This window comes from Ensifer sp. ENS11 (assembly GCF_014851895.1).
Lineage (GTDB): Bacteria > Pseudomonadota > Alphaproteobacteria > Rhizobiales > Rhizobiaceae > Ensifer > Ensifer canadensis.
Window position 1 is genome coordinate 58,562 of sequence record NZ_JACVAN010000020.1, and the last position, 22,869, is coordinate 81,430.

Here is a 22,869-nt window from a genome sequence, read left to right on the forward strand (position 1 = left end):
GATACGGAAGACAATGGCAAGCCTGATCACCTGTCCCCATTGCGGGGTCCGCCCGAAGGAAGAGTTCGCAATCCGTGGCGATGCGTCGGTCATTCGGCCGGCGCCTTCAGCCTCGGATGAAGCCTGGCATGACTATGTCTATGTGCGCGCCAACCCACGCGGCCGAACGGTAGAACATTGGCATCATGTTGCCGGCTGTCGCCGGTTCCTGGTTGTCGAACGCGACACGGTCACCCATGAGGTCTATTCGGCTGTCGACGGTGCGGCCGCGGCGCGTGAGGCGCAGCGATGACCGCTTATCGCCTGTCCGCCGGCGGTCTTGTCGATCGCAGCAAAGTGCTGAGCTTCACCTTCGACGGCAACCCGCTGCGCGGCTTTGCCGGCGATACGCTTGCCTCTGCCTTGCTTGCCAACGACCAGATGCTGGTCGGCCGCAGCTTCAAGTACCACCGGCCGCGCGGCATCGTCAGTGCCGGGCCGTCGGAGCCGAACGCGCTCGTGACCCTTGGTTCGGGCGCCCGCAGCGATCCGAATACCAAGGCGACGGTCGCCGAGCTCTATGCCGGCTTGACGGCGAAGAGCCAGAACCGCTGGCCATCGCTCGGGTTCGATGTCTGCGCGGTCAACGGCCTGCTTTCGCCGTTTCTCGGCGCCGGCTTCTACTACAAGACCTTCATGTGGCCCCGCCAGCTCTGGGAAAAGCTTTATGAGCCGGTGATCCGGCGGGCCGCCGGTCTCGGGCGGGCGGTGCTGGAACGCGACCCCGAGAGCTATGAAAAATCCTGGGCCTTCTGCGATTTGCTCGTCGTCGGCGGCGGACCGGCGGGTCTGATGGCCGCCTTGACGGCCGGTCGCGCCGGGCTTCGCGTTATCCTGGCGGATGAGGATTTTCGCCTCGGCGGATCGCTGCTGTCGGAAACCGAAACGGTTGACGGTGCGTCGGCGCCCGCGTTTGCAGATCGTGCCGTCGCTGAACTGAAGTCACTCGAAAACGTCACGCTTCTGCCGCGCACCACGGTCTTCGGCTGGTATGACGACAATGTCTTCGGTGCGGTCGAGCGCGTGCAGAAACATGTGGCCGAGCCATCGACCAAGCTGCCGACCGAACGCGTGTGGCGCATTGCCGCCAAGCGCGCTCTGCTGGCGACCGGCGCTGAAGAGCGGCCGCTGGTGTTTGGCGGCAATGATCGCCCCGGCGTGATGATGGCCGGCGCCGTTTCGACCTACGCTAAGCGTTATGGCGTTTCTGCCGGCAAGTCGGTTGCAATCTTCACCAGCGGCAGCAGCGGCTATCGCACGGCTCGCGACCTGTCGGCGAAGGGCGTTGCGGTTTCGACTATCATCGACAGCCGACCGGAGACCAACGATGTCGCACCCGATGGCGTGCGGGTGATCCGCTCCGGCTCGATCGTCGACACCAGGGGCAGGAGGCGGCTGTCGGGCATCGTCGTCGAGCGCTCGGGCTTTGAGGAACTGATCGCCTGCGATGCGCTTGGCATGTCCGGTGGTTGGAGCCCGGTCATTCATCTCGCCTGCCAGCGCGGCGCTCGGCCGGTGTGGTCGGATACCCTTAAGGCATTCGCAGCACCCGATGTCGGCAATGCCCTTCGGGTCGCTGGAGCGGCCAATGGTGTCTACACGCTTGCCGGCTGCCTGCGCGACGGTGCCGAGAAGGCGACTGCGATTGCCTCAGAGCTTGGCTTCAACGCGGCCGCAGCACTGCTGCCGGTGACTGAGCCCGAGGTTGAACCTTCGTTTGCTGCTGTATGGTATGTGCCCGGCGCCAAGTCGAAGGCCTTCGTGGATTTCCAGAACGATGTGCACGCGAAGGATCTCGGTCTCGCGCTGCGCGAGGGTTTCGGCCATGTGGAGCACGCCAAACGCTATACCACCAGCGGCATGGCGACCGACCAGGGCAAGCTTTCCAATATCAATGCGGTCGGCATTCTCGCCGGCATGCGTGGGGTGAGTCCGGCCGAGGTCGGCACGACCACGTTCCGGCCGTTCTACACGCCGGTCTCCTTCGGTGCGCTGGCGGGGACATCCCGCGACAGCCACGCGACGCCGACCCGCAAGTCGCCGCTACACGAATGGGCGAAGAAGCACGGCGCGACCTTCGTCGATTCCGGCCTCTGGTTCCGCTCGGCCTGGTTCCCGCGCGCCGGCGAAAAGACCTGGCGCGAAAGCGTCGACCGCGAGGTCCTCAATGTTCGCGCCAATGTCGGGCTCTGCGATGTGTCGACGCTCGGCAAGATCGAGGTTTTCGGAGCTGACGCGGCGGAGTTTCTCAACCGGCTCTATTGCAACGCCATGCTGAAGCTGCCGGTCGGCAAGGCCCGTTACGGATTGATGCTGCGCGAGGACGGCTTCGTCTTCGACGACGGCACCGTGAGCCGGCTGGCGGAGGACCACTTCTTCGTGACGACGACCACTGCCATGGCCGGCGCGGTCATGTCCCACATCGATTATTGCGCGCAGGTGCTGTGGCCCGATCTCAAGGTCAGGTTCTGCTCGTCAAGCGATCAGTGGGCGCAGATGGCGATTGCCGGCCCGAAGGCGCGCGATGTGCTGCAGCAACTGGTCGACGAGGATATCTCGGAAACGGCTTTCCCGTTCCTGTCGGCACGCGCAACGGCGCTTCGCGGCGGCATCCACGCCCGGCTGTTCCGCATCTCATTTTCCGGCGAATTGGCCTTCGAACTTGCCGTTCCCGCCGGTTACGGTGAAGCGGTTGCCGAGCAGATCATGGAGGCCGGGCGAGCGCATGATATCTGCGCCTACGGTGTCGAGGCATTGAACGTGCTGCGGCTTGAAAAGGGGCTTCTGACTCATGCGGAATTCGACGGCCGCGTGACACCCGACGATGCCGGGCTTGGGCGCATGTTTTCGGCGCAGAAACCCGATTTTATCGGCAAACATCTGTCCGCACGCTACGGCCTGACGGCGGCAGACCGTATGCAGCTTGTCGGGCTGAGGCCGGTGGACAAGGACAAGGACATGCGTGCCGGCGCTCATCTTCTGAAAGAAGGCATGAAGCCGTCGACGCTCAACGATCAGGGCTGGGTCAGCTCCGCCGGCTATTCGCCGGTTTTGGGGCAGCACATCGCGCTTGCCTTCCTCAAGTCCGGGCGCGAGCGCTACGGCGAAAAGATCGTCGTCTGGGACAAGCTGCGCGATCACGAGGTCATCGCCGAGGTCTGCGACCCGGCGTTCGTCGATCCCGAAAACAAGAAGCTGAAAGCCTGAGGAGGCGGTGATGGTTCGCGACTACAACAACCGCCATGCGCTCGACCAGAAGCTGCGCGGCACCCCGAAGCCCGCGAATGCGGATCACCTCGAGGTCGGCCATTGGCAGGCAATCGCGACTGTGCTCGCCCATGTCGGACTTGAAGCGGCGGTACAACGGGCGCTTTCGTCGACACCCGACCTGTCGTTGCGTTATTGCGGACCCGGCGAGTGGCTGGTGGTGTCGCAGGTCGATACGCCAGTCGGGCTCATGCGCCGTCTCGATATGCTGTGTGGCACGCAGGCGCATGTCGTCGACCAGAGCGACGGCCGCGTTCTGTTGCGCCTCTCCGGGCCGTCCGTGCGGCAGATCCTGGCCAAGGGCATCGGCGTCGATCTCCACCCTGCGGCCTTCGCACTGGGTGGCAGCACCAATGTGCTTTGCGGCCATATCGGCATCAACCTGGCGCGCACCGGCGAGAACGCATTCGAGTTGATCGTTTCGCGCAGCTTTGCCGAATCGCTCTTCGACGACCTGATGGCGATGGGCCGCGCGTTCGACCTTTCGGCCGCTTTTTCCGACTAAAATCAAATGCGGCATCGAATGCCGCATTTGGGTCGCCAACCCGCCAGCAGATGGCGGAAACGGACAAGCGTTCTTCGCAGCCACGTCTTTAACGCGGCCATCTTTCTGACTAGGCTTTGCCCTGCTCGCCGCACGCTGTTCCCGTGCCTGAACAGACCGGGTGGGCGGTAGTCGTGCCTGACCCTTTCTTCCTGAAAACTGAGCCGCGCTTCGCCCGGATGCGCGGGAAAGCGGAGTGTGCGCATGAAAAGCCATGCCAGAGTCGTCGTGATCGGTGGCGGCGTTGTCGGTTGCTCGATCCTCTACCATCTCACGAAGTTCGGCTGGACCGACGTGGTGCTGCTGGAGCGATCGGAGCTGACCTCCGGTTCGACCTGGCATGCCGCCGGTGGCATGCACACGATCAACGGCGACCCCAACGTCGCCAAGCTGCAGAAATACACCGTCGAACTCTACAAGGAGATCGAGGAATATTCCGGCCAGGACATCGGCCTGCACATGACGTCGGGCATGATGCTGGCCGCGACCAAGGAGCGTTTCGACTGGATGAAGTCGATCCTCGCCAAGGGCCGCTACATGGGGCTCGAGGCCGAGCTGCTGACGCCCAAGGAAGCGCACGACCTGATGCCGCTGCTGGATCCAGATCAGTTCGTTGGCGCGGTGTTCGACCCGGTCGAGGGCCATCTCGATCCCTATGGAACGACCCATGCCTATGCCAAGTCGGCCAAGAAGAATGGGGCCGAGATCTATCTGCACACAAAGGTCGAGGATCTCGTGCAGCGCGAGGACGGATCCTGGCGCGTCATCACCAATCAGGGCGAAATCATTGCAGAGCATGTGGTCAACGCCGCGGGCCTCTGGGCGCGCGAGGTCGGCCGCATGGTCGGGCTGGAGCTGCCCGTTCTGGCGATGGAGCATATGTATCTCATCACCGAAGATATGCCCGAGGTCATCGAGTTCAACCAGACGCGCGGCAAGGAGCTGATGCACTGTGTCGATTTCGATGGCGAGATTTACTTGCGCCAAGAGCGCAATGGCATGTTGATGGGCACCTATGAGAAAGCCTGCCGCCCCTGGTCGCCGGTGACGACACCCTGGGATTTCGGCCATGAGCTGCTGGCCGAGGACATCGACCGCATCTCGCCGGAACTCGAGGTCGGCTTCCGGCATTTCCCGGCCTTCAACAGAGCCGGCATCAAGAAGGTCATCAACGGGCCCTTCACCTTTTCGCCGGATGGAAACCCGCTGGTCGGGCCGGTGCGGGGGCTGCGCAATTTCTGGTCGGCTTGTGCCGTCATGGCCGGCTTCAGCCAGGGCGGCGGCGTCGGCCTGGCGCTTGCCAACTGGATGATAGACGGCGATCCCGGCTTCGACGTCTTTGCCATGGACGTGGCGCGTTATGGCGATTTCGCCACGCTTGCCTATACCAACGCCAAGGTGCGCGAGAACTATTCGCGCCGTTTTTCCATCCGTTATCCGAACGAGGAGCTGCCGGCCGCACGGCCGCTGCTCACGACGCCGATCTATGACCGGTTGAAGGCGGCCGGTGCCGTGTTCGGTGCTTCCTATGGCCTGGAAACGCCGCTGTGGTTTGCACTTGCCGGTGTCGAGGATCACTTCTCCTGGCGCCGCTCGACCGATTTCGACACGGTCGGCGACGAAGCCCGCGCGGTGCGCGCCGCTGTCGGGCTGATGGAAACCTCCGGCTTTGCCAAATACGAGATCAAGGGGGCGGGGGCGGAAGCCTGGCTCGATGGGATGCTCGCCTGCCGTATCCCGGCTGTGGGGCGGATGTCGCTGGCGCCGATGCTGAAAGACGATGGCAAGCTGATCGGCGACTTCACGCTCGCCAAGCTCGGTGAACAGGATTTCCTCCTCATCGGCTCCGGCATCGCCGAGGATTATCATATGCGCTGGTTCGAGGCGCACCTGCCAGAGAATGGCTCGGTCTCGATCCGTCCGTTGAAGCTGGAGCTTGTCGGGCTGTCGATCGCCGGGCCGAAGGCGCGGGACGTGCTGGCGGCGCTGACCCATCTCGACGTCGGTGATAAGGCCTTTGCGTTCATGGATATTCGCCGGATGAATCTCGGTATGGCGCCGGCGATCGTCGGTCGGGTCAGCTATACCGGTGACGTCGGCTACGAGATCTGGATGAAGCCGGAATACCAGCGCTACCTGTTCGATCTGATCCTGGAAAAGGGTGCGGCCTTCGGCATCCGGCTGTTTGGCCTTCGCGCCCTCAATGCCCTCAGGGTCGAAAAATCGTTCGGCAGCTGGTCGCGCGAGTTTCGGCCGCTCTACGGTCCGCTGGAGGCCGGCCTTGGCAGGTTTGTGGCGCTCGGTAAACCGGCGGGTTTCATCGGAAAGGCGGCGGCAATGCGCGAGAAGGCAGAAGGCGGACAGCTTCGTCTGCGCACCTTCCTGCTCGAGACGCGCGATGCCGATGTCATCGGCGACGAACCGATCTATTTCGACGGCGCGGTGCGCGGTTGGGTGACATCCGGCGGCTATGCCCACGCCAGCGGGGTGTCGGTGGCGCTTGGTTACGTGCCCAAGGAGATCGCTGATGAAGAGGCAGGCTGGGCGATCGAACTGCTCGGTGAGATCCTGCCGGCGCGGTTGCAACCCTACCCATTGTTCGACGCAAACGGTGAGCGCATGCGTGGTTGACGGGAGGCAAATCGGCGAGCTGGTCTTGTTGCTTGCCGATTCATCCACAGGCCGGATTGCACGCGGTTTTAGACTAAAGTTGACTATTCCCCAGGCGAGACGTGCATTTTTTTTGTTTTTTATGACTTCAAAAGCGTCAAATCGATTTTATAGGCGAAGATTTTGCCGCTCCCACGTTTTTTAGCTTTTCTTTTCGTTTGAAAGAGGTATGGAATCGATCAACAGAACGCTCAACAATGAGCTCAAAAAACAAGAGACCGGACCTTATGGATCTGGTCCAGGGGAAGATTGATGGAGTATTTCGTCCAGCAGCTCGTCAATGGGCTGACTCTTGGGTCTATTTATGGTATGATCGCAATTGGTTATACCATGGTCTACGGCATCATTGGCATGATCAACTTCGCCCACGGCGATATCTTCATGCTCGGCGGTTTTGCCGCTTTGATTGTCTTTCTGCTTCTCACAACATTCATGGCTGGCATACCGGTTGTACTTGCCCTGTTGCTGATGATGATCGTCGGCATGCTGACGGCGGCGCTCTGGAACTGGACCATCGAGCGGGTGGCTTACCGGCCGCTACGCGGTTCGTTCCGCCTGGCTCCGCTAATCACGGCAATCGGCATGTCGATCGCCCTGTCGAACTTCATCCAGGTGACGCAGGGACCGCGCAACAAGCCGATCCCGCCGCTCGTTTCCTCGGTTTACGAGGTGTTGGGCATCACGATCTCGCTGAAGCAGATCATCATCATCATCATCACGGCGATCCTGTTGTCCGTGTTCTGGTACATCGTCAACAAGACGCCGCTCGGGCGCGCTCAGCGCGCAACGGAACAGGACCGCAAGATGGCGGCCCTCCTGGGTGTTGACGTCGACCGTACCATCTCGGTGACCTTCGTCATGGGCGCAGCGCTCGCTGCTGTCGCCGGCACCATGTACTTGATGTATTATGGTGTGGTCGTCTTCACCGACGGATTTGTTCCGGGGGTCAAGGCCTTTACTGCAGCTGTTCTTGGCGGCATCGGCTCCTTGCCGGGCGCTGTTCTCGGCGGGTTGCTGATCGGCCTCATCGAGTCCCTCTGGTCCGCTTATTTCACCATCGACTACAAGGATGTTGCGACGTTCTCCATTCTCGCAATCGTCCTGATCTTCAAGCCGTCTGGCATACTCGGACGACCGGAAGTCGAGAAGGTATAAATCAATGGCAAACATTGCTTCTACATCTGCAAGCGCCGGCAGTGATCTGACGGCGCGGGCCCTGCGCGAGGCTGTCTTCGCGGGCCTTATCTCTCTCGGCCTCTTCGTCTTGTTCGTCGGCCTGAAGAGCGACCAGAACATTCGCAACGAGCTGGTCCTCAACCAGCGCTGGGGTCTGCTTGCGATCTTCGTGATCGTCGCCGCCGTCGGCCGGTTCCTGATGGTCGCCTATATCCAGCCGGCAATGGCGCGCCGCAAGGCCGCCAAGGCCGAAGCGGAGGAGGTCGTTAGGGAAGAGAGCTTCTTCAAGCGCAATTTCTCGAAGATCGCGATCATTGCGCTCGTTCTCTATCCGCCTGTGATCGTGGCGCTCGTCGGTGCGCAGGGCTCGCTGAAGTGGGTCGACAATTTCGGCGTCCAGATCCTGATCTACGTGATGCTCGCCTGGGGCCTCAACATCGTCGTCGGCCTGGCAGGTCTGCTGGACCTCGGCTATGTCGCCTTCTACGCGGTGGGTGCCTATTCCTACGCGCTGCTGTCGACTTATTTCGGGCTCTCCTTCTGGGTTCTGCTGCCGGTTGCCGGTATTCTCTCGGCCTGCTGGGGCATGGTCCTCGGATTCCCGGTCTTGCGGCTAAGGGGTGACTACCTGGCGATCGTCACGCTCGCCTTCGGGGAAATCATACGGCTTGTCCTCATAAACTGGACCGAAGTGACCAAGGGAACGTTCGGCGTCTCCGGCATCGCCAAGGCGACCCTGTTCGGCATCAAGTTCGACGCTTCCAAGGATGGTTTTGCAGCGATGATGGGGCTCCCCATGTCGTCGGCCTACTACAAGATCTTCCTGTTCTATTTGATCCTTGGCCTTTGCATGCTGACGGCCTTCGTCACCATCCGCCTTCGCCGGATGCCGATCGGCCGCGCCTGGGAAGCGCTGCGCGAGGACGAGATCGCCTGCCGCTCGCTCGGCATCAACACGGTCACGACAAAGCTTACCGCCTTTGCAACGGGCGCCATGTTCGGCGGCATCGCAGGTTCGTTCTTCGCCGTGCGCCAGGGTTTCGTCTCGCCGGAATCCTTCGTGTTCCTCGAATCCGCGGTCATTCTGGCGATCGTTGTTCTCGGTGGCATGGGTTCGCTCACCGGTATCGCCATCGCCGCGGTGGCGATGATCGGCGGCACGGAAATCCTGCGCGAGCTTTCCTTCCTGAAGGCGATCTTCGGACCGGACTTCACGCCTGAACTCTACCGTATGCTGATCTTCGGCCTGGCGATGGTCGTCGTGATGGTCTGGAAGCCGCGCGGTTTTGTCGGCTCGCGTGAGCCGACAGCGTTCCTGCGCGAACGCAAGGCGATCTCCGGCAGCTTCACCAAGGAAGGGCATGGCTGATGGCCCTCGAGACAACGACAATGACAAAAGATCCCATTCTCTCGGTTGAGCACCTGTCGATGCGCTTCGGCGGTCTCATGGCCATCAACGACTTCTCCTTCGAAGCCTATCGCGGTGACATCACCGCGCTGATCGGCCCGAACGGAGCCGGCAAGACCACGGTGTTCAACTGCATCACCGGCTTCTACAAGCCGACCATGGGCATGATCACCATGAAGCAGAAGTCCGGTAAGGAATATCTGCTGGAGCGCCTGCCGGATTTCGAGATCACCAAGCACGCCAAGGTCGCGCGCACCTTCCAGAACATCCGGATGTTCTCCGGCCTGACGGTGCTGGAAAACCTGCTGGTCGCACAGCACAACAAGCTGATGCAGGCGTCGGGCTATACCTTCCTCGGACTGCTCGGCTTTCCCGCCTACAAGCAGGCCTCGAAAGAATCGATCGAATTTGCCCGCCATTGGCTGGAAAAGGCGTCGCTGGTCGATCGTGCCGACGACCCGGCCGGCGATCTGCCCTATGGCGCCCAGCGGCGGCTCGAAATCGCCCGCGCCATGTGCACCGGACCGGAACTCCTATGCCTTGACGAGCCGGCAGCCGGTCTCAATCCGCGTGAATCGCTGGCGCTCAACGAGTTGCTGCAGGGTATCCGCGGCGAAACCGGCACCTCGATCCTGTTGATCGAGCACGACATGTCGGTGGTGATGGAGATTTCCGACCACGTGGTCGTTTTGGAATACGGTCAGAAGATTTCCGACGGCAACCCGGATTTCGTGAAGAACGATCCGAGGGTCATTGCGGCCTATCTGGGTGTCGAGGATGAAGAGGTCGAAGAGGTGATCGAAGAAATCGAGGAAATCGAAGGCGGACAGGGAGGATCCAAGCCATGAGCGCGCCTCTGCTGCAAGTAAAGGCCGTCGAGACCTACTACGGCAATATCCGGGCGCTGAACGGCGTCGACGTCGAAGTGCATCGCGGTGAAATCGTCTGCCTGATCGGCGCCAACGGCGCTGGCAAGTCGACGCTGATGATGACGATCTGCGGCAGCCCGCAGGCGCGCACCGGCGCGGTCATGTTCGAAGGTGAGGAAATTACCCGCATGCCGACGCACGAGATCGCGCGTCTTCGCATCGCGCAGTCGCCGGAAGGCCGTCGCATTTTTCCGCGCATGACCGTATTCGAAAACCTGCAGATGGGCGCAAGCCTCGACAACCTCAAACATTTCAACGAGGACGCCGAGAAGGTGTTCTCGCTGTTCCCGCGACTTAAGGAGCGCCAGGCTCAACGCGGCGGTACGCTTTCGGGCGGCGAGCAGCAGATGCTGTCGATCGCCCGCGCGCTGATGGCGCGCCCGAAGCTCCTTTTGCTGGACGAGCCATCGCTCGGCCTGGCGCCGCTGATCGTTAAGGGCATCTTCGAAGCCATCAAGAAGCTGAACAAGGAAGAGGGACTGACCGTGTTCCTCGTCGAGCAGAATGCGTTCGGCGCCTTGAAGCTTTCCGACCGCGGTTACGTGATGGTCAACGGCCGCGTGACGATGAGCGGCTCGGGCAAGGAACTGCTCGCCAATCCGGAAGTCCGCGCGGCCTATCTCGAAGGCGGCCGCCATTGATGCGCCGCATCTGGAGTTTGTGACATGCAGGGTATTCTCTACGAAGAAGTGTCGGTCTGGCAGTTTCTTTTCATCACCTGTGTTCTGGGCGGCTGGACCGCGTGGAGAACGGGAAAGAGCGTCGCCGAGGGCTGGGAGGAGCTTCCGCGCCTCTTCGTCTATGTGGCGCTGCTGGGGCTTGGGATCCGCTTCGTGCACCACGCCCTGTTCGGAGGTACGATGTTCAGTCTGCATTACTATATCGTGGACACGGTCGTACTTTTGTTGTTTGCTACCGCAGGTTTCCGGTACTACCGGACCAAGCAAATGACCAATAACTACTATTGGCTCTATGAGAAGGCTTCGCCTTTCTCCTGGAAAGCCAAATAATGGGAACAGCGCGCGCCGGCCGCCGCGGCCGGTGCGAAAGAAATACCGGCGCGAATTACGGTGGGCATTGCGCAGGTTGGTAACGAGACCCGCTCGGATAATTGGGAGTAACAAAATGAAAAAGTCTCTTCTGTCGGCCGTTGCGCTGTCGGCAATGGTCGCTTTCAGCGGCACCGCATGGGCTGATATTCTCGTTGGCGTTGCTGGCCCGCTGACCGGCCCGAACGCTGCGTTCGGTGCACAGCTGCAGAAAGGTGCCGAACAGGCTGCTGCAGACATCAATGCTGCCGGCGGTATCAATGGGGAACAGATCAAGGTTGTACTCGGCGACGACGTTTCCGACGCCAAGCAGGGCGTTTCGGTCGCCAACAAGTTCGTCGCTGACGGCGTGAAGTTCGTTGTCGGCCACTTCAACTCGGGCGTGTCCATCCCGGCTTCGGAAGTCTATGCCGAAAACGGCATTCTCCAGGTAACGCCGGCTTCCACCAACCCGCAGTTCACCGAGCGCGGCCTCTGGAACACCTTCCGCACTTGCGGTCGTGACGACCAGCAGGGCGCAGTTGCCGGCGCCTTCCTTGCCGCCAACCACAAGGACGCCAAGATCGCCGTCATTCACGACAAGACCCCTTATGGTCAGGGCCTTGCCGACGAAACCAAGAAGTCGATGAACGAAGCCGGCCTCAATGAAGCCCTCTATGAAGGCATCAACACCGGCGACAAGGACTTCTCGGCCCTCATCGCCAAGATGAAGGAAGCCGGCGTCTCGATCGTCTACTACGGCGGTCTGCACACCGAAGCTGGCCTGATCATGCGCCAGATGAAGGACCAGGGCCTCAAGGCTACCCTGATGTCGGGCGACGGTATCGTTTCGAACGAACTGGCCTCGATCGCAGGCGACGCTGTTGACGGCACGCTGATGACGTTTGCTCCGGATCCGCGCAAGAACCCGGCTGCCAAGGAACTCGTCGAGAAGTTCCGCGCCGCCGGCTTCGAACCGGAAGCCTACACGCTCTACGCCTACGCTGCTCTGCAGGTTGTCGCCGAAGCTGCCAAGGCTGGCGGCACGACCGATCCGCAGGCCGTTGCCGAAGCGATCAAGGCCAAAGGCCCGTTCAAGACCGCAATTGGCGAACTCGGCTATGACGAAAAGGGCGACATCACCCGTCCGGACTACGTCATGTACACCTGGAAGAAGGGTGAAGACGGCAAGTACAGCTACTTCGAAAACGAGTAAATCTCGCTTCGAGGTTCGTTGAACCACGTCAGAACTTCGAAAGCCCGGCGAGCGATCGCCGGGCTTTTTGTTTCTGGACGGGTGTTAACGGGGATGGCGATGATTCTCGTCGGACTTCGCCTCGGCAAGGCATTGCACCGGGCCTCTTTCGTTGGGCCGCGCGGGCTGTCTCTCGCCGTCATTTCGTGCACTATCGCCGAACGATTCTGTTTTTAGAGGTTGTCCCATGAGTTCCAAGCCGCGCATTCTCGTCACCCGCCGTTGGCCCGAAGCGGTGGAGCGCGTGCTGGCCGAGCGGTTTGATGGCGTCTTGAACGAGAGCGACGTACCGATGTCGGCCGATCAGCTGGCAAAGGCGCTGCGCGGCTTTGACGCGGTGCTGCCGACGGTCTCCGACCGCCTGCCGGCAAGCCTGTTCGACGGCGGCGACATCAGGGCAAAGATCCTCGGCAACTATGGTGTCGGTTACAACCACATCGATGTTGCCGCCGCCAAGGCCGCAAACATCGCCGTTACCAACACGCCCGGCGTTCTGACCGATTGCACTGCCGATATCGCCATGACGCTGCTGCTTGCCGTCGCGCGGCGTGCGGGCGAAGGGGAGCGTCAGATCAGGGCCGGCGAATGGACCGGCTGGCGGCCGACCCACATGATTGGCAGCAAGGTGACCGGCAAGACGCTGGGGATCATCGGTTTCGGCCGCATCGGCAAGGCGATGGCAAAACGCTGCCATTTCGGGTTCGACATGGAGGTGGTGTTCTACAACCGCTCGCGTGTCGATGCGGCGGAAGCCGCACGCTATGGCGCGCGCCAGCTCGGTACCGTCGACGAGGTGCTTGCGATTGCGGATTTCGTCTCGTTGCACTGCCCCGGCGGTGGCGAGAACCGGCACCTCATCAATGCCGAGCGGCTGGCGATGATGAAAAAGGGCGCCTATCTCGTCAACACCGCGCGCGGCGATGTGGTCGACGAGCCGGCGTTGATCGAGGCGCTGAAGAACGGAGTGATCAAAGGCGCCGGCCTCGATGTTTTCGAGGCGGAACCGAATGTGCCGGAGGGCCTGCGGGCGCTCGAAAATGTCGTTCTGCTGCCGCATCTCGGCAGCGCGACCGAGGAGACACGCGTCGCGATGGGCATGAAGGTGGTCGACAACATCACCGCCTTCTTCGAGGGGCGAGAGCCGCCGGATAGGGTCGCCTGAGATGGTGGCTGTTTGATGGGCAAACGCTGCCCATAAAGCAATCACCTTGCCGATTTTCTTTGCAAAACAATAGCTTGACTTGGCGCCTCGGGATGCCGACGATGTCGGCCGATGAACATGAGCAATGCGGCTATCATCGCCCCGCAGCGGGCGTTCGGAAAAGGACGACTGGTCGCGAAAGTGGCCGTCGGTCAAACGCGCGTTGCCGAGCTTTACCAGGAAGGCTGCGCAAAGATTCGGCTGCCGAAAACCTTCGATACTTCGATGGAAGCCGTGCTGATCAACTCGTCGGGTGGGCTCACCGGCGGCGACCGCATGCTCTGGGAGATCGAGGCCGGTGCGGCGACCGAGCTCACCGTCACCACGCAGGCCTGCGAGAAGATCTACAAGGCGAGTGCCGGCACGGTCGATGTCACGACACGCATCGACGTGGCGGCTGGCGCACGCGTCGATTGGCTGCCGCAGGAGACGATCCTGTTCGACCGCGCATCGCTGACACGCTCGCTCGATGTCGAGCTCGAGGACGGCGCGACGTTCCTTGCCGTCGAGGCCGTGCTGCTCGGCCGCAAGGCGATGGGCGAAGCGATGCAGACAGGCCTCTTGCGAGATCGCTGGCGCATTCGCGTCGGCGGCCGGCTGTTGCATGCCGAAAACCTGACCTTTGCCGATGATATCGCCGCTCTTGTCGCCCGGACTGCAGTGCTCGGCGGCAGCGTGGCATTTGCGACGCTGTTCTACACCGGACCGGATTGTGAATTGCTGCTGCCGCGGCTGCGCGCACTCCTCGAAACGCAAGTGGGGGCGGGCGTCAGCCACATCAAGCTCGGTGGTCGCGACAAGCTGGTTGCGCGCTTTGCTGCCGCGGACGGCTTCTCGCTCAGAAAAATCCTCATCCCGGTCATTTCGCACTTGCGCAAGCAAGAGACAGTGCCGAAAGTCTGGGTCCTCTAATCCACAATCAAACCGGTGGCGACGCATGAATCTTACCCCGCGCGAAAAGGACAAGCTGTTGATTTCCATGGCTGCGATGGTTGCCCGCCGCCGCCTGGAGCGCGGACTCAAGCTTAATCATCCAGAGGCGATCGCGCTGATTACTGACTTCGTTGTCGAAGGTGCGCGTGACGGCCGATCGGTCGCGGAGCTGATGGAGGCGGGCGCCCATGTGATCACCCGTGCACAGGTGATGGAGGGGATCGCGGAGATGATCCACGACATCCAGGTGGAGGCGACCTTCCCTGACGGTACCAAGCTCGTCACTGTGCACGAACCGATCCGCTGAGGAGGCTGAGACATGTTGGCACTGCGTCCGAACTGCGAATGCTGCGACAAGGATCTGCCGCCAGAGAGCCGCGACGCGATGATCTGCACCTTCGAGTGCACCTTTTGCGTCGATTGTGTCGAAGGCACGCTCGGTGGCACCTGCCCGAACTGCGGCGGCGAGTTTACCCGGCGCCCGGTACGCCCGGCCGCGCTGCTTGTGAAATATCCGGCATCGACCGAACGGGTGCTGAAGCCGCTCGGCTGCGCCGACGTCGACGCGGCCTGACAAGGGAGAGGGAACTCAGATGATCCCAGGGGAAATCATTGCCGCAAGCGGCGATATCGAACTCAACCACGGGCTTGAGACGGTGACGATCGAGGTCTCCAATACCGGCGACCGGCCGGTGCAGGTCGGCAGCCACTATCACTTTGCCGAGACCAATGCCGGGCTCGACTTCGATCGCAGTGCCGCCCATGGCAAACGACTGGACATTCCCGCAGGCACCGCCGTCCGCTTCGAGCCGGGACAGAAAAGACAGGTCACGCTCATCCCGCTTTCGGGCAAGCGCGAGGTTTTTGGTTTCCGCCAGCAGGTCATGGGAAAGCTTTGAGCATGATGATGCGAACGACGCTTATCGCGAGCGCCTTGCTGCTGGCGGCCATGCCCGCGCTGGCGCAGGAGGATGATGTCGATTGCGCCAATGCAATGACGCAGGCGGATATGAACATCTGCTCCAACAAGGATTATGAGGCGGCCGACGCTGAACTCAACACGGTCTACAAGCAGACCGTTGCGGCGATGCGGGCCAAGGACAAGGAACTGGGTGACATCAGCGCCGACTATGTCGGCGCGGAGGAGGCGTTGAAGAAGGCGCAGCGCGCCTGGATCGGCTACCGCGACGGCCAGTGCGAGCTTGCCGGCTTCGAAGCGCGCGGCGGATCGATGGAGCCGATGCTGGTATCCGGCTGCCTGGCGCAGCTGACTGCGGCCCGCACCACGGAACTCAAAGAGCTGCTCGAGCCCACGGAAAACTAGCGCTGATGTCTGGCCGCACCATCATGATCGTGGGGAATGGAGAAGTGCCGGAAGGCGCTGCGGCAACGATCGATACGGCCGATGTCGTCATTCGTTTCAACGATTGCCGTTCTGTCGGCACCGGCGGGGCGAGGACCGATATCGTCGCCGTCTGCAATACTGGCCGGCCGGCGCTTGCCATGCTTGGTGGCGGGCGCTGGAAGAACAGCGCCGCCGTGCGGCAGGCACGCGAGATCTGGAGCGTTCGGTCGGCTGAAAAGTTTGCCGGCATGCGCGCGGCACTGGCCGAAACGCATCCGGATCTCGACGACTTCTGCGACGACTACACTTGCGGTTTCGAGAGTTTTACAACGGCGACCGGCCGGGTGCATCGGGTCGTCCCCCTCGCAGCGCACGAGCAGCTGGACCGGGATCTGTCGCGGTTCGCGCCCACGCCTTATGTCGTGCCGTCGAGCGGCATGGTCGTGATTGCCGACGTGCTTTCCGGTTTTGCATCGGCCGACGATCTGGTCGTTCTGGCTGGCTTCGGCCATGTCGGTTGGGAGTGGCATCCCTTTGCCGCCGAGCGCCGGTACGTCGACGCACTTGCGGCCGAGGGCCGTCTTCGCCGTCTTTCCCCTTCTTCTTCAGACTTGTCCCAAGGAGCCTGAACCCATGCCCTACAAAATGTCGCGCGCGGCCTATGCCAACATGTTCGGCCCGACGGTCGGCGACAAGGTTCGGCTGGCCGACACGGAACTGTTCATCGAGGTGGAGAAGGATTTCACCACCTATGGCGAAGAAGTGAAGTTCGGCGGCGGCAAGGTGATCCGCGACGGCATGGGCCAAAGCCAGGTGACGCGAGCGGCGGGTGCGGTCGACACCGTGATCACCAACGCGCTGATCGTCGACCACTGGGGCATCGTCAAGGCGGATATCGGGCTGAAGGACGGGCGCATCGCGGCGATCGGCAAGGCCGGCAATCCCGATATGCAGCCTGGCGTGACGATCATCGTCGGTCCGGGCACCGAGGTGATCGCCGGCGAGGGCAAGATCGTCACCGCCGGCGGCATGGACAGCCATATCCACTTCATCTGCCCGCAGCAGATCGAGGAAGCGCTGATGAGCGGGCTCACCTGCATGCTCGGCGGCGGCACGGGGCCGGCGCATGGCACGCTCGCGACCACCTGCACGCCCGGGCCCTGGCATCTCGCCCGCATGATCGAGGCTGCGGACGCCTTCCCGATGAACCTTGCCTTTGCCGGCAAGGGCAATGCCTCGCTGCCCGCCGCGCTGGTCGAGATGGTGCTTGCGGGCGCGACCTCGCTGAAGCTGCACGAGGATTGGGGCTCGACGCCGGCTGCCGTCGACTGCTGCCTTGGTGTTGCCGACGAGTACGATGTGCAGGTGATGATCCACACCGACACGTTGAACGAGAGCGGTTTCGTCGAGGACACGATCGCGGCGATCAAGGGCCGCACGATCCATGCCTTCCACACGGAAGGGGCGGGTGGCGGCCATGCGCCGGATATCATCAAGATCTGCGGCCAGCCGAACGTCATTCCGTCGTCGACCAACCCGACCCGACCCTACACCAAGAACACGCTGGCCGAGCACCTGGATATGCTGATGGTCTGCCATCACCTGTCGCCGTCGATCCCCGAGGATATCGCCTTTGCCGAAAGCCGGATCCGTAAGGAGACGATCGCCGCCGAAGACATCCTGCACGATATCGGTGCGTTCTCGATCATCTCGTCCGATAGCCAGGCGATGGGCCGCGTCGGCGAGGTGGCGATCCGCACCTGGCAGACGGCCGACAAGATGAAGCGCCAGCGCGGCGCGCTGCCGCAGGAAACCGGCGACAACGACAATTTCCGGGTCAAACGCTATATCGCCAAATACACCATCAACCCGGCGATCGCCCATGGCCTCAGCCATGAGATCGGTTCGCTCGAAGTCGGCAAGCGCGCCGACCTCGTCCTCTGGAAACCGGCTTTCTTCGGCGTCAAGCCCGACATGGTGCTGATCGGCGGAACGATCGCCGCAGCACCGATGGGCGACCCCAACGCCTCGATCCCGACGCCGCAGCCGGTGCACTACCGGCCGATGTTCGGCGCCTATGGCAAGAGCCGCACGAACTCCTCCGTCACCTTCGTCTCGCAGGCCTCGCTCGATGGCGGGTTGGCGGCCAGGCTCGGCGTTGCCAAACAGCTCGTCGCCGTCAAGAACACCCGCGGCGGCATCGGCAAGGCATCGATGATCCACAACAACCTGACGCCGCATGTCGAGGTCGATCCGGAGACCTACGAAGTGCGGGCCGATGGCGAGCTCCTCACCTGCGAGCCGGCGACGGTTCTGCCGATGGCGCAGCGTTATTTCCTGTTCTGAGCGGCAAACGATTTTGTCTCGAAAAAGCGGTAGCTGGCGGGCCTTCAAGTGGACCGCCTACGGGGTGTCGGGTCTTGTCCTGGCAGTCGTCCTCGGGATGGTCGTGCCGCGACCGCTGTTGCCGAAGACGGCCACGGCCGCTGCGGTTGAGCCGGCTGTTGCCGGCGAACGCGTCCTGATCCTCGCCAGTCCGATCCACACCGATATCGCCATTCCCCTCAATGACGAGACGCGGACGCGGTTTGCCTTCGCCGGCGAGGCAGGCGTGCCTCTGGATCACCCGGAGGCGCGATGGCTGATCTTCGGCTGGGGTGGCCGCTCGTTCTACCTGGAAACGCCGACATGGTCGGAGCTGAAGCCAATGCCGGTCTTGAGGGCGCTGGCGCTCGACCGTTCCGTTATGCATGTCGATATTGCCGGGGCGATCGTCGAACCCCAGCCGTCGGTTACGAGCGTTGACCTCAAGCGCGCCGAGTTCGAGAAGCTGATGACGTTCATCTCCGGAAGCTTTGCCAGGAACGGCGGCGCCGTCTTTCCGATCGAGGGCTTTTCCTATGGTTATGCCGACCGCTTCTTTGAGGCGGAGGGCAGCTTCAATGCACTGTTTGGATGCAACACCTGGACGGCGCGGGCATTGAGAGAAGCCGGACTGCAGACGGGGTTCTGGAATCCCTTGCCTTCCACTCTTGGCCTGTCCCTGCGGCTACACAACTGAGACATTGTCCGCGCCGGTTCGGGATCGCCACAGGCATGCGCTTGTCGCATGTCTGCCATGCGCGGGTGTGAATCGACGCCTTTCGTGCTGCACCGCAGCGGAATTTCCGGTAGGAAACGAGCTGATATTTTCCTCGATCGCGACTGTTCTCCCAAGGCCGCTCGCAATCGAGTGCCTGCACTGAAGGAGATGACCATGCTCGGCAGAAAAGTACCCTCCGTAACGTTCCGCACCCGCGTTCGCGATGAAGCCGTCGGCGGCTCCAACCCGTTCCGTTGGCACGACGTTTCCTCCGACGATTACTTCGCCGGCAAGCGTGTCGTGTTGTTTTCGCTGCCGGGCGCCTTCACGCCCACCTGCTCGACCTTCCAGCTGCCCGACTTCGAAAAGCTGACGGCCGAGTTCCGCTCCGAAGGCGTTGACGAAATCTACTGCATCTCGGTCAACGACGCCTTCGTGATGAACGCCTGGGGCAAGTCGCAGAGCCTCGAGAACGTCAAGCTGATCCCCGATGGCTCGGGCGAGTTCACCCGCAAGATGGGCATGCTCGTCGCCAAGGATAATCTCGGCTTCGGCATGCGCTCCTGGCGCTATGCTGCCGTTGTCAACAACGGTGTCGTCGAACAGTGGTTCGAAGAGGAAGGCTACTCCGACAATTGCGACAGCGATCCCTACGGCGTTTCCTCGCCGCAGAACATTCTCGAGACGCTGAAGTCGCAGAAGCTCGCAGCCTGATCCGGCTGACGACGGATCGATTTTTGAAACCCCGGTGCTAGCGCCGGGGTTTTTTCTTGCTACAGTGCCAGGCAGAAAAGATGTCGAGGGTTCAATGGTTTACATTATTGCATATCTGACGGCGCACCCGGGCAAGGGCGTGGAAATCCTGACGCTGGCCGAGCCCCTGATCGAAGGAACGCGGCGGGAGGCAGGCTGCATCAGCTACGAGCTCTATCAAAAGCCTGCCGATCCCGACGCGCTGGTGTTTGTCGAAACCTGGAAGGACAAGGCCGCGGTCGACGCCCATTTTGCCGAGCCGCATCTGAAGGCGTTCCAGGTCGCGACGGCGGATCTGCTGGTCGAAGCGCGCATCGAGCTCGTGCACCCGGAAAAGGTCGAGGTGCTCTGAGATGCCCTATCGGTCGACCGAGGTACTTTCGCCCGGACCCAGGGACGAGGCGCCGTTGCACAGCATCACCTTGGCCCACGATGCGCGGCATCTGCGCCGCAAGCTGCTGCATCTCGAAAACGACGATGTCGTCATGCTTGACCTGAAGGAAGCGGTGATGCTGGCCGACGGCGACCTGCTGGTGCTCGAGGGTGGCGGTCATATCCGCATCGTTGCGGCATCCGAAGCGCTTTACGAGATCCGTCCGCGCGACCCGTTGCATCTCGTCGAACTGGCCTGGCATCTGGGCAATCGCCACCTCCCGGCGCAGATCGAGACAGGCCGCATCCTGATTTCCCGCGATCCGGTCATTCGGGCGATGCTTGAGGGGCTGGGGGCGGCGGTCGTCGAAATCTCCGAGCCGTTCCATCCGCTGCGCGGCGCTTATCACGCGGCCGGAGGCCACGATCACGGCCACCACCATCACCATGGCTGAACGGGTCGACACGCAGGCGCTGCTTCGCCTCGTGACCTGGCTGTCGCCGGCTTTCCCGGTCGGCGCCTTCTCCTATTCGAACGGGTTGGAGCAGGCAGTTCACGATGGCCATGTCAGCGATATCGAGAGCCTGCGGCTGTGGCTGGAGACGCTTCTTTGCCACGGATCCGGCTGGAACGATGCGGTGCTGCTTGGCGAAGCCTATCGCGGTTTCGGCGAGCCGGTGCAGCTTCAATCCGTGATCGAGCTTGCCGAGGCGATGGCGGCAAGTTGCGAACGGCACATGGAAACCATGCTGCAGGGCGAAGCCTTTCTGGCGGCAGCGCGGCATTGGCCGCACACCGTGCTCGATCGGCTGGGAGAAAGAACCGCCTATCCGGTCGCCGTCGGTGCGGTTGCGGGTGCCCACGCCACAGGCCTCGAGCCGGCGATTGCCGCCTATCTGCATGCGTCCGTATCCAATGCCGTATCGGTGGCCATTCGCTGCGGCGTCACCGGCCAACGTGACGGCGTCGGGCTGATCGCAGCCCTTGAGCCGACCATCGCTGCAGTGGCGCGAAAGGCGAGCGCCGCATCGCTGGAAGACCTTGGCTCGGCCACGATCGCAGCCGATATTTCATCTCTCAGACACGAGACCCTGCATTCGCGGCTGTTCCGCTCGTAAGCGTGCGCGGCCATAGAGCGTTTCCAGTTCGGACGGAGACGTGGAAACGCTCTATCTCTTTGTTTTTACGCGTTTCCTAGCGGAGAAGGTTTCACGCTTTTCCTGGAAATGCTCTAGAAAGGAACGTCACATGGCATCGAAGAATGGTCCCCTGCGTGTCGGCATCGGCGGGCCTGTCGGTTCGGGTAAGACGGCGCTGACGGACAAGCTCTGCAAGGCGATGCGGGAGAATTACTCGGTCGCGGTCGTGACCAACGACATCTACACCAAGGAAGATGCCGAAGCGCTGGTGCGCATGCAGGCGCTGCCGTCGGACCGCATCGTCGGCGTCGAGACCGGCGGATGCCCGCACACGGCTATCCGCGAGGATGCGACAATCAACTTGCAGGCAATCGCCGATCTCAACCGTCGCTTTCCCGATCTCGATATCGTCTTCATCGAATCCGGCGGCGACAATCTGGCCGCCACCTTCTCGCCTGATCTGGCCGACCTGACGATCTATGTCATCTCCGTCTGCCAGGGCGAGGAAATCCCGCGCAAGGGCGGGCCGGGCATCACCAAATCTGACCTGCTTGTCATCAACAAGCGGGATCTGGCGCCCTATGTCGGCGCCGACCTCGACGTCATGGATCGTGACGCGACCCGGATGCGGGCGGAAAAGCCCTTTGTCTTCACCGACATGAAACGCGGCGACGGCGTCAACCGGATCGTCGATTTCCTGACGCTGCATGGCGGGCTTAGCTCGAGGTAGCGCCTGGGTCGAGCCGGGGCCACAGGGAGGAATGGTCGTCCTTCGTGATCGTGGGCGACGAGATTCCGCTTTTGCGTTGTGGCCTGCTGCGACCGCTAGCTAGAGCGCTTCCGATTTAGACGGAACCGCACAAACGCTCTATCTCTTTGTTTTTACGCATTTCCGGACGGAAAACCGCTTCGCACTTTTCCTGGAAATGCTCTAGAACCGTTCCAGCGCCTGACGGTCGTGGATCTCGATCATGCGTCCTTTAACGGTGACGCCGGAGCGGCGAAGAGCCGAAAAGGCCCGCGACAGCGCCTCTGGCGCCAGGCCCAGCTTGCCCGCCAGCACATTCTTCTGGAACGGCAGCCGGAACGAGAAGGTCGTCGAGCCATCCGGGCAGTGACCGAGGATGTAGCTCGCGACCCGCTGTGGCGCCGTCAGAAGACGATCCTCTGCCAGGCAGTCCTCGGCCATCTGGCCATGACGGCAGAGCAGCTCCATCAGCGCCTGGGCAATATCCGGATGCTGCTCGGCGAGCTTGCGCAGATTGCGGCTGTCGAGGCGGGCGATGGTCGAGGACCCGATGGCCTGTGCGTTGGCGGTGGCGCGGTGCCCGAGGAACATGGCGCTTTCACCGAAGAGCTCACCCTTTGGAAAGACGGCGATGTCGGCCTCGCGCCCATCCTTGCCGAGCCGGTAGACGCGCACAAGGCCGGACAGGACGCAGAAGACGCTGTCAATGGGTTCGTCCTGATGAAACAGAATGTCGTGTTCTTCGTGGTTCGTTACGACGGCGCCTTCGAGAACGGCATCGGATGCTGTCGGTGACAGCTTCTCGAAGAAGCGGGAGCCCAGCAGCACCGCTCTGTCATTCGAGTTCAATCGCAAGGTCTTCATCACACCGGCCCTGAGGTAAAGTCTAGAGCGTTTCCGCCTTAGAAGGAGCACGAAAACGCTCTTGCTCCCCGTTTTTACGCATCTCCCGACGAAAAGCTGCTTCGCACTTTCCTGG

The 22,869-nt window shown here is 62.0% G+C and carries 25 protein-coding genes; 24 read left to right on the top strand and 1 reads right to left on the bottom strand.

The window, feature by feature from the left end; translation table 11 throughout:
- The first annotated feature begins 13 nt into the window (after positions 1 to 13).
- The 24 genes from IB264_RS27325 (at position 14) to ureG (ending at position 21,872) form a co-directional block, all read left to right on the top strand.
- On the top strand, positions 14 to 292 hold the full coding sequence (locus IB264_RS27325; protein ID WP_025428151.1) for a sarcosine oxidase subunit delta: 279 nt from the start codon (positions 14 to 16) through the stop codon (positions 290 to 292).
- The gene (locus IB264_RS27330; RefSeq protein WP_025428150.1) at positions 289 to 3,246 is read left to right on the top strand and encodes a sarcosine oxidase subunit alpha family protein; all 2,958 of its coding nucleotides are present in this window, start codon (positions 289 to 291) and stop codon (positions 3,244 to 3,246) included. Before IB264_RS27325 ends, IB264_RS27330 begins: the two co-directional genes overlap by 4 nt.
- 10 nt (positions 3,247 to 3,256) lie before the next feature.
- A complete protein-coding gene (locus tag IB264_RS27335) occupies positions 3,257 to 3,811 on the top strand; it encodes a sarcosine oxidase subunit gamma (protein ID WP_025428149.1) in 555 nt (184 codons plus the stop codon).
- Positions 3,812 to 4,054: 243 nt separating this feature from the next.
- Positions 4,055 to 6,481 carry an FAD-dependent oxidoreductase gene (locus IB264_RS27340; protein ID WP_025428148.1) on the top strand — a complete coding sequence of 809 codons (2,427 nt, stop codon included), beginning with the start codon at positions 4,055 to 4,057 and terminating at the stop codon, positions 6,479 to 6,481.
- A 291-nt stretch (positions 6,482 to 6,772) separates the two neighbouring features.
- Positions 6,773 to 7,675 (top strand): branched-chain amino acid ABC transporter permease, encoded by a 903-nt coding sequence (locus IB264_RS27345; protein ID WP_025428147.1) that lies wholly within the window; start codon positions 6,773 to 6,775, stop codon positions 7,673 to 7,675.
- A 4-nt stretch (positions 7,676 to 7,679) separates the two neighbouring features.
- On the top strand, positions 7,680 to 9,065 hold the full coding sequence (gene livM / locus IB264_RS27350) for a high-affinity branched-chain amino acid ABC transporter permease LivM (protein WP_025428146.1): 1,386 nt from the start codon (positions 7,680 to 7,682) through the stop codon (positions 9,063 to 9,065).
- Positions 9,065 to 9,952: an ABC transporter ATP-binding protein gene (locus IB264_RS27355; protein WP_025428145.1), complete on the top strand. Its 888-nt coding sequence runs from the start codon at positions 9,065 to 9,067 to the stop codon at positions 9,950 to 9,952. The genes livM and IB264_RS27355 overlap by 1 nt, the downstream gene beginning before the upstream one ends.
- Positions 9,949 to 10,674, top strand: a complete 726-nt coding sequence (locus tag IB264_RS27360; RefSeq protein ID WP_025428144.1) for an ABC transporter ATP-binding protein — start codon at positions 9,949 to 9,951, stop codon at positions 10,672 to 10,674. Before IB264_RS27355 ends, IB264_RS27360 begins: the two co-directional genes overlap by 4 nt.
- Before the next feature lie 24 nt (positions 10,675 to 10,698).
- Positions 10,699 to 11,043, top strand: a complete 345-nt coding sequence (locus tag IB264_RS27365; protein WP_025428143.1) for a DUF6867 family protein — start codon at positions 10,699 to 10,701, stop codon at positions 11,041 to 11,043.
- A 115-nt stretch (positions 11,044 to 11,158) separates the two neighbouring features.
- Positions 11,159 to 12,277 (top strand): branched-chain amino acid ABC transporter substrate-binding protein, encoded by a 1,119-nt coding sequence (locus IB264_RS27370; protein ID WP_025428142.1) that lies wholly within the window; start codon positions 11,159 to 11,161, stop codon positions 12,275 to 12,277.
- Positions 12,278 to 12,503: 226 nt separating this feature from the next.
- Positions 12,504 to 13,478 carry a D-glycerate dehydrogenase gene (locus tag IB264_RS27375; protein ID WP_057216127.1) on the top strand — a complete coding sequence of 325 codons (975 nt, stop codon included), beginning with the start codon at positions 12,504 to 12,506 and terminating at the stop codon, positions 13,476 to 13,478.
- 117 nt (positions 13,479 to 13,595) lie between these two features.
- Complete coding sequence (locus IB264_RS27380) at positions 13,596 to 14,429, top strand: urease accessory protein UreD (protein WP_025428140.1); 834 nt, start codon at positions 13,596 to 13,598, stop codon at positions 14,427 to 14,429.
- 25 nt (positions 14,430 to 14,454) lie between these two features.
- Positions 14,455 to 14,757: an urease subunit gamma gene (locus IB264_RS27385; protein ID WP_057216125.1), complete on the top strand. Its 303-nt coding sequence runs from the start codon at positions 14,455 to 14,457 to the stop codon at positions 14,755 to 14,757.
- 12 nt (positions 14,758 to 14,769) lie between these two features.
- Positions 14,770 to 15,024: a DUF1272 domain-containing protein gene (locus IB264_RS27390; RefSeq protein ID WP_025428138.1), complete on the top strand. Its 255-nt coding sequence runs from the start codon at positions 14,770 to 14,772 to the stop codon at positions 15,022 to 15,024.
- 19 nt (positions 15,025 to 15,043) lie between these two features.
- A complete protein-coding gene (locus IB264_RS27395; protein ID WP_025428137.1) occupies positions 15,044 to 15,349 on the top strand; it encodes an urease subunit beta in 306 nt (101 codons plus the stop codon).
- A gap of 5 nt (positions 15,350 to 15,354) precedes the next feature.
- A complete protein-coding gene (locus IB264_RS27400) occupies positions 15,355 to 15,774 on the top strand; it encodes a lysozyme inhibitor LprI family protein (protein ID WP_371412313.1) in 420 nt (139 codons plus the stop codon).
- Positions 15,775 to 15,776: 2 nt separating this feature from the next.
- Positions 15,777 to 16,424: a hypothetical protein gene (locus IB264_RS27405; protein ID WP_025428135.1), complete on the top strand. Its 648-nt coding sequence runs from the start codon at positions 15,777 to 15,779 to the stop codon at positions 16,422 to 16,424.
- A 4-nt stretch (positions 16,425 to 16,428) separates the two neighbouring features.
- The gene (ureC, locus tag IB264_RS27410) at positions 16,429 to 18,141 is read left to right on the top strand and encodes an urease subunit alpha (RefSeq protein ID WP_057206528.1); all 1,713 of its coding nucleotides are present in this window, start codon (positions 16,429 to 16,431) and stop codon (positions 18,139 to 18,141) included.
- Between the two features lie 13 nt (positions 18,142 to 18,154).
- A complete protein-coding gene (locus tag IB264_RS27415; RefSeq protein ID WP_025428133.1) occupies positions 18,155 to 18,856 on the top strand; it encodes a TIGR02117 family protein in 702 nt (233 codons plus the stop codon).
- 195 nt (positions 18,857 to 19,051) lie between these two features.
- Positions 19,052 to 19,591: a peroxiredoxin gene (locus IB264_RS27420; protein ID WP_025428132.1), complete on the top strand. Its 540-nt coding sequence runs from the start codon at positions 19,052 to 19,054 to the stop codon at positions 19,589 to 19,591.
- A 94-nt stretch (positions 19,592 to 19,685) separates the two neighbouring features.
- Entirely contained in the window at positions 19,686 to 19,982 is a 297-nt protein-coding gene (locus IB264_RS27425) for a putative quinol monooxygenase (protein ID WP_025428131.1), read from the top strand.
- A gap of 1 nt (position 19,983) precedes the next feature.
- Entirely contained in the window at positions 19,984 to 20,457 is a 474-nt protein-coding gene (gene ureE / locus IB264_RS27430; protein WP_025428130.1) for an urease accessory protein UreE, read from the top strand.
- Complete coding sequence (locus tag IB264_RS27435; protein WP_025428129.1) at positions 20,450 to 21,121, top strand: urease accessory protein UreF; 672 nt, start codon at positions 20,450 to 20,452, stop codon at positions 21,119 to 21,121. The genes ureE and IB264_RS27435 overlap by 8 nt, the downstream gene beginning before the upstream one ends.
- Before the next feature lie 130 nt (positions 21,122 to 21,251).
- Positions 21,252 to 21,872: an urease accessory protein UreG gene (gene ureG, locus IB264_RS27440; RefSeq protein WP_025428128.1), complete on the top strand. Its 621-nt coding sequence runs from the start codon at positions 21,252 to 21,254 to the stop codon at positions 21,870 to 21,872.
- A gap of 201 nt (positions 21,873 to 22,073) precedes the next feature.
- Here the strand turns inward: ureG and IB264_RS27445 are convergent, their stop codons facing one another.
- On the bottom strand, positions 22,074 to 22,754 hold the full coding sequence (locus IB264_RS27445; protein WP_025428127.1) for a Crp/Fnr family transcriptional regulator: 681 nt from the start codon (positions 22,752 to 22,754) through the stop codon (positions 22,074 to 22,076).
- Positions 22,755 to 22,869 lie beyond the last annotated feature (115 nt).

What these genes read in the sequence shown, in the direction of transcription:
- IB264_RS27325 (WP_025428151.1), top strand. Translation starts at nt 14, where the DNA reads ATGGCAAGCCTGATCACCTGTCCCCATTGCGGGGTCCGCCCGAAGGAA.
- IB264_RS27330 (WP_025428150.1), top strand. Translation starts at nt 289, where the DNA reads ATGACCGCTTATCGCCTGTCCGCCGGCGGTCTTGTCGATCGCAGCAAA.
- IB264_RS27335 (WP_025428149.1), top strand. Translation starts at nt 3,257, where the DNA reads ATGGTTCGCGACTACAACAACCGCCATGCGCTCGACCAGAAGCTGCGC.
- IB264_RS27340 (WP_025428148.1), top strand. Translation starts at nt 4,055, where the DNA reads ATGAAAAGCCATGCCAGAGTCGTCGTGATCGGTGGCGGCGTTGTCGGT.
- IB264_RS27345 (WP_025428147.1), top strand. Translation starts at nt 6,773, where the DNA reads ATGGAGTATTTCGTCCAGCAGCTCGTCAATGGGCTGACTCTTGGGTCT.
- livM (WP_025428146.1), top strand. Translation starts at nt 7,680, where the DNA reads ATGGCAAACATTGCTTCTACATCTGCAAGCGCCGGCAGTGATCTGACG.
- IB264_RS27355 (WP_025428145.1), top strand. Translation starts at nt 9,065, where the DNA reads ATGGCCCTCGAGACAACGACAATGACAAAAGATCCCATTCTCTCGGTT.
- IB264_RS27360 (WP_025428144.1), top strand. Translation starts at nt 9,949, where the DNA reads ATGAGCGCGCCTCTGCTGCAAGTAAAGGCCGTCGAGACCTACTACGGC.
- IB264_RS27365 (WP_025428143.1), top strand. Translation starts at nt 10,699, where the DNA reads ATGCAGGGTATTCTCTACGAAGAAGTGTCGGTCTGGCAGTTTCTTTTC.
- IB264_RS27370 (WP_025428142.1), top strand. Translation starts at nt 11,159, where the DNA reads ATGAAAAAGTCTCTTCTGTCGGCCGTTGCGCTGTCGGCAATGGTCGCT.
- IB264_RS27375 (WP_057216127.1), top strand. Translation starts at nt 12,504, where the DNA reads ATGAGTTCCAAGCCGCGCATTCTCGTCACCCGCCGTTGGCCCGAAGCG.
- IB264_RS27380 (WP_025428140.1), top strand. Translation starts at nt 13,596, where the DNA reads ATGAGCAATGCGGCTATCATCGCCCCGCAGCGGGCGTTCGGAAAAGGA.
- IB264_RS27385 (WP_057216125.1), top strand. Translation starts at nt 14,455, where the DNA reads ATGAATCTTACCCCGCGCGAAAAGGACAAGCTGTTGATTTCCATGGCT.
- IB264_RS27390 (WP_025428138.1), top strand. Translation starts at nt 14,770, where the DNA reads ATGTTGGCACTGCGTCCGAACTGCGAATGCTGCGACAAGGATCTGCCG.
- IB264_RS27395 (WP_025428137.1), top strand. Translation starts at nt 15,044, where the DNA reads ATGATCCCAGGGGAAATCATTGCCGCAAGCGGCGATATCGAACTCAAC.
- IB264_RS27400 (WP_371412313.1), top strand. Translation starts at nt 15,355, where the DNA reads ATGATGCGAACGACGCTTATCGCGAGCGCCTTGCTGCTGGCGGCCATG.
- ureC (WP_057206528.1), top strand. Translation starts at nt 16,429, where the DNA reads ATGCCCTACAAAATGTCGCGCGCGGCCTATGCCAACATGTTCGGCCCG.
- IB264_RS27420 (WP_025428132.1), top strand. Translation starts at nt 19,052, where the DNA reads ATGCTCGGCAGAAAAGTACCCTCCGTAACGTTCCGCACCCGCGTTCGC.
- IB264_RS27425 (WP_025428131.1), top strand. Translation starts at nt 19,686, where the DNA reads ATGGTTTACATTATTGCATATCTGACGGCGCACCCGGGCAAGGGCGTG.
- ureE (WP_025428130.1), top strand. Translation starts at nt 19,984, where the DNA reads ATGCCCTATCGGTCGACCGAGGTACTTTCGCCCGGACCCAGGGACGAG.
- IB264_RS27435 (WP_025428129.1), top strand. Translation starts at nt 20,450, where the DNA reads ATGGCTGAACGGGTCGACACGCAGGCGCTGCTTCGCCTCGTGACCTGG.
- ureG (WP_025428128.1), top strand. Translation starts at nt 21,252, where the DNA reads ATGGCATCGAAGAATGGTCCCCTGCGTGTCGGCATCGGCGGGCCTGTC.
- IB264_RS27445 (WP_025428127.1), bottom strand. Translation starts at nt 22,754, where the DNA reads ATGAAGACCTTGCGATTGAACTCGAATGACAGAGCGGTGCTGCTGGGC.